This is a genomic window from Streptomyces sp. UH6, from assembly GCF_013421635.1.
Taxonomy (GTDB): domain Bacteria; phylum Actinomycetota; class Actinomycetes; order Streptomycetales; family Streptomycetaceae; genus Streptomyces; species Streptomyces abyssomicinicus.
In genome coordinates this window covers 1-1,245 of record NZ_JACADT010001313.1, presented here as the reverse complement: position 1 = coordinate 1,245, position 1,245 = coordinate 1, and the positions used below count along the sequence as shown (strand labels likewise).

General features: G+C 73.2%; 1 protein-coding gene and 1 pseudogene. Both read left to right on the top strand.

All coding sequences use genetic code 11. The annotated features are described in order from the left end of the window. The first annotated feature begins 160 nt into the window (after nucleotides 1-160). A complete protein-coding gene (cpaB, locus tag HW445_RS31535; protein WP_180224187.1) occupies nucleotides 161-871 on the top strand; it encodes a Flp pilus assembly protein CpaB in 711 nt (236 codons plus the stop codon). Nucleotides 872-881: 10 nt separating this feature from the next. Then, nucleotides 882-1,245: pseudogene (locus tag HW445_RS31530) on the top strand (septum formation initiator); the annotation flags it as partial.

The following is a 1,245-nucleotide window of genomic DNA, read 5'->3' as shown; positions in this document are numbered from 1 at the left end:
ACCGACCGCACCACCCGCACCGCCGACCGCACCACCCGCACCGCCGACCGCACCACCGGCACCGCCGACCGCACCACCCGCACCGACGCACGAACCGTTCCGTCCCGCCCGAACCGCTCCACCGCACCCCCGAAACACGAACCCCGAGGTGAAACAGACCGTGAACTCCCGCCAGCGCCGCGGCGTTCTGCTGCTGGTCCTCTCGGCGATAGCCGCCCTCGTGGCGTTCGCCGGAGTGCTCGCGGTGGTCCGGGACGTGAACTCCAAGGTCGGCCCCGAGGTGACCGCCTACCGCCTGAAGGCGGACGTCGCGCCGTACCAGGAGCTCGACCCGGGCCAGTTCGAGAAGATCAGCATGCCCGAGCGCTGGCTGTCCGGCACCGCCGTCACCGACCTCTCCGAGATCCGCGGGAAGATCGCCGTCACCCAGCTCCGCAAGGGCTCCCTGCTCCAGTCCGACATGGTGGTCGACCGCCCCGAACTCCGACGCGGGGAGCAGGAGATCGCCATCATGATCGACGCCTCCACCGGCGTCGCCGGCAAGATCACCGCCGGCGCGCGGGTCAACATCTTCGCCACCTTCGAGGGCGAGGAACGCGGCCAGGACCAGTCCCGGCTGATCGTGCAGAACGCCCGCGTCATCGACGTCGGCAAACTGACCGCCCTCCAGCCCGACGGCAGCGGCGCCAACCGCCGCACCGCCACCGAGGCCGTGCCGATCACGTTCGCGCTCTCCACCGACGACGCCCAGCGCGTCGCCTACGCCGAGTCGTTCGCCGAGCACGTGCGCCTCGCCCTGGTGGCCGGCGGCGACGACGGCGCCGTGCCGCCCGCCGACCGGACGTACACCCTCGAGCAGGACAAGAGCTGAGGGGCCGCCGATGACCGTCCGCATCCTCCCCGCCGTGGGAGACATCGACTCCGCCCGCGCCCTCGCCGCGCTCCTCGACCAGCTGCCCGAGGTGGTGGCCGCGCCGCCCGTGCACGACTCCGCCACCCTGCTCGACGCCCTCGGCGCGGGCGCCGCCGAGTCGGTGGAGGAGCTGCCCGAGGTCGTCCTGGTCCACGAACGGATCGGCCCGGTGCCCGCGCTGGAGCTGATCCGGGAGATCGTGCTGCGCCACCCGGCGGTCGGCGTCGTGCTGATCACCGCCGACTCGTCCTCCACCACGCTCACCGCCGCCATGGACTCCGGCGCCCGCGGCGTCGTCACCCTGCCGCTGAGCCCCGAGGGCCTCGCCGAGC